Here is a 6,182-nt window from a genome sequence, read left to right as displayed (position 1 = left end):
AAAAAACCAGAGAAGCTAGCCTCTCTGGTTTAAATAATATTTTTTAAATCTGTCAACCTATTTTAGGACGACTCATATCTCTTTTACGAGGACAAATCATCTAAATTAGTAGGTTTTCGGTATCCCTGAAATGGCTGTTTTAATAGCTCTACCAAGTCAGAATTTTTCTTTTCATCCGGAAACGTATCTACTCCATACACAATTTTTTCTCTATCAAGCTCCATATATGTTCCCAACAAACGATCCCAAATGGAAAAAATATTTCCATAGTTAGAATCGGTATATGGTAATAAATTATGATGATGTACTTTATGCATATCCGGTGAAACTATTACATAACTTATTAGTTTATCTAATTTTTTAGGCATTTTTATATTAGCATGCGTTAATTGAGTAAACACTAATGACATTGATTGATATAACATTACAATAGCTATAGGGGTTCCTGCTAAAAATACACCAAGTAAGGTAAATGAAAAACGGATAACACTCTCTATCGGGTGATGTCGGTTTGCCGTCGTAGTATCTACTTTATGATCTGAATGATGAACCAAATGCACCATCCACAATGGTTTAACCTTATGCTCTACTAAATGGGCCAAATAGGCTCCGAAAAAATCTAAAAACAAAAGCCCTAATAAGACATATAACCATAACGGCATTTTAGGTAACCAGTTAATAACTCCAAAATTGTTTGCTGTAACCCAATCAGCTGTTTTTAATAGTAAAAAAGCCAACATAAAATTAATAATAATGGTAGTTGCTGTAAAAAACAGATTAGGAAAAGCATGCTTCCATTTATTGTATTTAAAGTTAAATAAAGGTATTGCACCTTCTAACAACCAAAAAAAGGTAATTCCGCTTACCAAAATAATACTTCTATGGCTTGAAGGAATGGTTTCAAAATAGTTTATAAGAGTTTCCAATGCGTGTAATTAATTTCTTCTAAAAATACAAAAATTTATGATTTTACTCACTCCGTGAACTTGATAGCTCTAAAGGATATCTCTGCGCACATTTATTCTACTTTTTATTACATATAATATACTACCTTTATCTCCACCAACTATCATATTCATGGTATTAATAATAAGAAAAGCACAAATTAATGATACTGATTCCATTCAAAAACTTTCTAATCAATTAGGATATCCATCTGAATATTCAGACATACAACAAAGGTTACGTTTAATTTTAGAAAAAACAGATCATCGTATTTTTGTTGCTGAAACTAATCATATTGTTATTGGATGGATTCACTGTTTTTACGCTGTAAGAATTGAATCTGAGCCTTTTATTGAAATTGGCGGGTTGATTGTTGATGTTAATTATAGAAAACAAGGAGTGGGAAAACAACTTATTCAACATATAAAACCCTGGGGATTAGAGAATAATTGTTCAAAAATAAGAGTACGTTCCAATACTACAAGAGAGAATGCTCATCTTTTTTATCAAATTCTTGGATTTTCTATCAGAAAAGAACAAAAGGTTTTTGAAAAGCAATTAAATTAATCATAAAATCTTTTCAAAAACCTAGCTGCATCAGTGTAATGCCCATTCTAAACTCTGGAAACCTTCCTGCGTTAGTGTAATGCTCTTTCTTAATAAAATTTTTAAGGCAAACGTTTTTTTAGTTCCTCTACTATTCGGTAAGTTGCCGGACAAACTTCAGTATTCTTTAAAGTTAAGTGCGTTAATTGAATAAATTTTTTTCTGTTAGTATGTGGGTATTCTGCACAGGCTTTCGGACGAACATCATATATATAACAAGTATTATCACTTTCATCTAAAAAAGCACACGGAGCTGTTTTTAATACGTGAAAATCATCTTCATCAATTTTAAGATATTGTTCTACAAAATCCGGCACCTTCATTTTTAAATACTTGGCTATACGTTCAATATCTTTATAGGTAAACATCGGACTCGTCGTTTTACAACAGTTAGCACACGTTAAACAATCTGTACGTTCAAATTCTTTATCATGTATTTCCTGCATTAATAGGTCTAGCCTTTTAGGCGCCTTTTTTCTTAGTTTCTGAAAATATTTCTTATTCTCTTCTTTCGCTTCTTTTGCTAACTGCGATAAATTTGGTAAATCCTTGTCAATCATATCAAACTATATTCTCACTATAAGTCAGTTAATTAACTATTATTTATTTTTTAAATAACAATACTTAGTTTAACTGTAATATTCTACTGCAAAAGTACCTATATAAATTGTTAGAACCAGTTTAAATATCATCCAAATAATTTATGTAATTTTGCACTTCAATTTACCTAACTAATGAATATTCAAAACGTATTAGAAGCTAAAGTAAAAGAAGGTTTTTTAGCCTTATATGATGTAGAACTCCCTAATGTTGAATTTCAGGCAACCCGTAAAGATTTTGAAGGTGATATTACCGTGGTTGTATTTCCTTTACTACGGTATAAAAAAGGAAATCCTGTTCAAATAGGTGAAGATTTAGGAAAATACTTAGTAGATACTATTGAAGATATTACGAGTTACAATGTGGTTAAAGGTTTTTTAAACTTGGTTATTGCCGATAGTTTTTATGTTAACTTTTTTAATCAAATTTCAGCCCAAACTACTTATGGTTTTGCTACACCGAACAGTATTGATGCTCGTATGGTTGAATATTCATCACCTAACACTAACAAACCGTTACACTTAGGACACGTTAGAAATGTATTGCTTGGATATTCGGTTGCTGAAATTTTAAAAGCTGCCGGACATAAAGTTTATAAAACACAAATTATAAACGATAGAGGTATACACATTTGTAAGTCTATGCTGGCTTGGCAAAAGTTTGGAAATGGTGAAACTCCTAATTCTACCGGATTAAAAGGAGATAAATTAGTAGGGAATTACTATGTAAAATTTGATTCTGAATATAAAAAAGAAATTAACCAGCTAGTTGAAAACGGGGTTTCAGAAGAAGATGCTAAAAAACAAGCCCCTCTATTTTTAGAAGCACAGGAAATGCTACGTAAATGGGAAGCCGGTGATAATGAAGTGGTTTCTTTATGGGAAATGATGAATAGCTGGGTATATGATGGTTTTGACGTTACCTATAAAAACATTGGAGTTGATTTTGACAAATTGTATTTTGAAAGCAACACCTATCTTTTAGGAAAAGATGTAATAGAAGAAGGTTTAAAAAACGGTGTTTTCTTTAAAAAGGAAGATGGTTCAGTTTGGTGTGATTTAACAGAAGATGGTTTGGATGAAAAGCTAGTATTACGTTCAGACGGAACTTCTGTATACATGACACAAGATATTGGTACCGCCATTCAACGTGCCAAAGATTTTTCTGATTTGAATGGTATTGTTTATACCGTTGGTAATGAACAGGATTATCATTTTAAAGTACTTTTCCTTATCTTAAAAAAATTAGGGTATTCATGGGCTGATCAATTATATCACCTAAGCTACGGTATGGTTGATTTACCTTCGGGAAAGATGAAATCTCGTGAAGGTACTGTAGTTGATGCCGATGATTTAATGGATGAAATGACCAGCACGGCTCGTGAAATTTCTCAAGAATTAGGAAAATTAGAAGGTTATTCTACTGAAGAAAAGGAAGCGTTATACAAAATAATTGGATTAGGAGCTTTAAAATACTTTATTTTAAAGGTAGATCCTAAAAAGAGAATTTTGTTTGACCCTCAAGCTTCTGTTGATTTTCAAGGTAATACCGGACCTTTTGTACAATACACTTATGCAAGAATTCAATCAATCTTACGTAAGGCAGATTTTAATTATACTACTACGATTACCAGTGTAGTACTACATGAAAAGGAAAAAGAGTTAATTAAACAACTTGAATTGTATCCGGAAGTTATACAACAGGCTGCCAATAATTATTCTCCGGCTATCATAGCTAACTATACGTATGATTTGGTTAAAGAGTTTAACTCTTTTTATCAAAACGTATCTATTTTAGGTGAAGAAGATTTGAATACAAAAATATTTAGAGTGCAATTAGCTGAAAAAGTAGCAGATACTATAAAATCAGCATTTAATTTATTAGGAATTCAGGTTCCGGAAAGAATGTAAAAAAGTAGTATTTATGAAAAAAATACTAATTCTAAGTACCCTTAAGTTAATAATTGGCGGAATTATTATTGGTGTTTTTCATCAATATGATTTAATTCTAGCCATTGTATTAGGTCTAAAAATAATTCACTCTATTTACTCTTCTGTAAAAAACAACACCTATAGTCCTATCTTTGTTGCCGGGCTTGTTTTTACAGGATTAATGGGAGTTTTAGTTGAACACTTAGGAACCACCTATAATCATTGGGAATATCATGATGTTACCAGTCAAGTTCCCAGATGGTTATTTTTTGGTTGGGCTGGTGCTTTTGTTTTAATGTATAGAATAGAAGTTCAAATATATACTCAGTTTCCCAATTTATCCAAAGCATCAAGAAACTCCTTAATTCTTTTAATGGCTTTGTTTTTTCCGGCTTTAGGTGAAATGATAGCTATTAATTTAGGAACATGGACTTATTTTTGGCCTTATCAATTATTTGGAGTTCCTTTTTTAGCCATTGTTGGTTTAACTTTTATTCATTATTTTACTCATGTTGCTTTTAGTTTCATCAGTAAAAAATTAGGCATTAACGACGTTGTTTTTAATCCTACACAACTAAGTATAATTAATATTGAAAATAAACACTAAACGATAAAACATCTTAAAACATGAAATACGACGTACTAATAATTGGAAGTGGTCCCGGAGGTTATGTAACAGCCATTAGAGCATCACAATTAGGTTTTAAAACTGCTGTAGTTGAAAAGGAAAACTTAGGTGGAATATGCTTAAACTGGGGATGTATTCCTACAAAAGCACTATTAAAATCAGCTCAAGTATATGATTATTTAAAACATGTTGACGAGTATGGTTTAAAAGCTGAGGCTATTGATAAAGATTTTGAAGCGGTTATTAAACGTAGTCGTGGTGTTGCTGAAGGAATGAGCAAAGGTGTTCAATTCTTAATGAAGAAAAATAAAATTGATGTAATTGACGGTTTCGGAAAAATTAAACCAGGTAAAAAGGTTGACGTTACTGATAAAGATGGTAAAGTTACTGAATACTCTGCAGATCATATTATCATAGCTACAGGTGCTCGTTCTCGCGAATTGCCTAACTTACCTCAAGATGGTAAAAAAGTAATCGGATATCGTGAAGCTATGAGCTTACCTACTCAACCAAAATCTATGATTGTAGTTGGTTCAGGTGCTATTGGTGTTGAGTTTGCTCATTTCTATAATTCTATGGGAACAGAGGTTACTATCGTTGAGTTTATGCCAACTATTGTTCCTGTTGAAGATAAAGATGTTTCTAAACAAATGGAACGTTCTTTTAAGAAAGCAGGTATTAAAATAATGACCAGTTCTTCAGTTGAATCAGTAGATACTTCAGGAAATGGTGTAAAAGCTACTGTAAAAACTAAAAAAGGAGAAGAAATTTTAGAAGCAGACATTCTATTATCTGCTGTTGGAATTAAAACAAATATTGAAAATGTTGGTTTAGAAGATGTTGGAATTATTACTGATAGAGATAAGATTTTAGTAAACGATTGGTATCAAACTAATATACCGGGTTACTATGCTATTGGTGATGTTACTCCGGGTCCTGCCCTAGCACATGTTGCTTCTGCAGAAGGAATTACTTGTGTTGAAAAAATTGCAGGTTTACATACTGAAGCTATTGACTACGGAAACATTCCTGGTTGTACCTATGCTACTCCTGAAATTGCTTCTGTTGGTTTAACAGAAGATAAAGCAAGAGAAGCCGGTTATGAGTTAAAAATAGGAAAATTCCCATTCTCTGCGTCTGGTAAGGCTAAAGCTGCCGGTACTCCTGACGGATTTGTAAAAGTTATTTTTGATGCTAAATATGGTGAATGGTTAGGTTGCCATATGATTGGTGCCGGTGTAACTGACATGATTGCTGAGGCTGTTTTAGGTCGTAAATTAGAAACTACAGGACATGAGGTTTTAAAAGCAATTCACCCTCACCCAACCATGAGTGAAGCGGTAATGGAAGCTGTGGCTGACGCTTATGATGAAGTGATTCACTTATAATATAAAAAAGATGTGTCGTCCTAAAAAACCATTACAGTTTTTTAGTATGATTAAAGATATAAAATCTCTCAACAAACATGTGTT

The 6,182-nt window shown here is 32.2% G+C and carries 6 protein-coding genes; 4 read left to right on the top strand and 2 right to left on the bottom strand.

Translation table 11 applies throughout. From position 1 onward, the window contains the following. Positions 1 to 83: 83 nt before the first annotated feature. Positions 84 to 926, bottom strand: a complete 843-nt coding sequence (locus ACQY1Q_RS17130) for a sterol desaturase family protein (protein ID WP_431006554.1) — start codon at positions 924 to 926, stop codon at positions 84 to 86. A gap of 151 nt (positions 927 to 1,077) precedes the next feature. On the opposite strand from ACQY1Q_RS17130, the gene ACQY1Q_RS17125 reads away from it, so the two are divergent. Further along, a complete protein-coding gene (locus ACQY1Q_RS17125) occupies positions 1,078 to 1,512 on the top strand; it encodes a GNAT family N-acetyltransferase (protein ID WP_431006553.1) in 435 nt (144 codons plus the stop codon). A gap of 101 nt (positions 1,513 to 1,613) precedes the next feature. On the opposite strand, the gene ACQY1Q_RS17120 is transcribed toward ACQY1Q_RS17125, so the two are convergent. After that, positions 1,614 to 2,111 carry a YkgJ family cysteine cluster protein gene (locus ACQY1Q_RS17120; RefSeq protein ID WP_431006552.1) on the bottom strand — a complete coding sequence of 166 codons (498 nt, stop codon included), beginning with the start codon at positions 2,109 to 2,111 and terminating at the stop codon, positions 1,614 to 1,616. A 174-nt stretch (positions 2,112 to 2,285) separates the two neighbouring features. Between ACQY1Q_RS17120 and argS the strand changes: the two genes are divergently transcribed. The 3 genes from argS to lpdA are packed head-to-tail and all read left to right on the top strand — an operon-like array spanning position 2,286 to position 6,098. Further along, complete coding sequence (gene argS / locus ACQY1Q_RS17115; RefSeq protein ID WP_431006551.1) at positions 2,286 to 4,061, top strand: arginine--tRNA ligase; 1,776 nt, start codon at positions 2,286 to 2,288, stop codon at positions 4,059 to 4,061. Between the two features lie 13 nt (positions 4,062 to 4,074). Then, positions 4,075 to 4,689 carry a hypothetical protein gene (locus tag ACQY1Q_RS17110; RefSeq protein ID WP_431006550.1) on the top strand — a complete coding sequence of 205 codons (615 nt, stop codon included), beginning with the start codon at positions 4,075 to 4,077 and terminating at the stop codon, positions 4,687 to 4,689. Between the two features lie 20 nt (positions 4,690 to 4,709). Next, positions 4,710 to 6,098 carry a dihydrolipoyl dehydrogenase gene (gene lpdA, locus ACQY1Q_RS17105; protein ID WP_431006549.1) on the top strand — a complete coding sequence of 463 codons (1,389 nt, stop codon included), beginning with the start codon at positions 4,710 to 4,712 and terminating at the stop codon, positions 6,096 to 6,098. Positions 6,099 to 6,182 lie beyond the last annotated feature (84 nt).

Source organism: Tenacibaculum sp. TC6, from assembly GCF_050606265.1.
In the GTDB taxonomy this organism is placed as follows: domain Bacteria; phylum Bacteroidota; class Bacteroidia; order Flavobacteriales; family Flavobacteriaceae; genus Polaribacter.
This window is presented reverse-complemented; position numbering and strand designations above follow the sequence as displayed.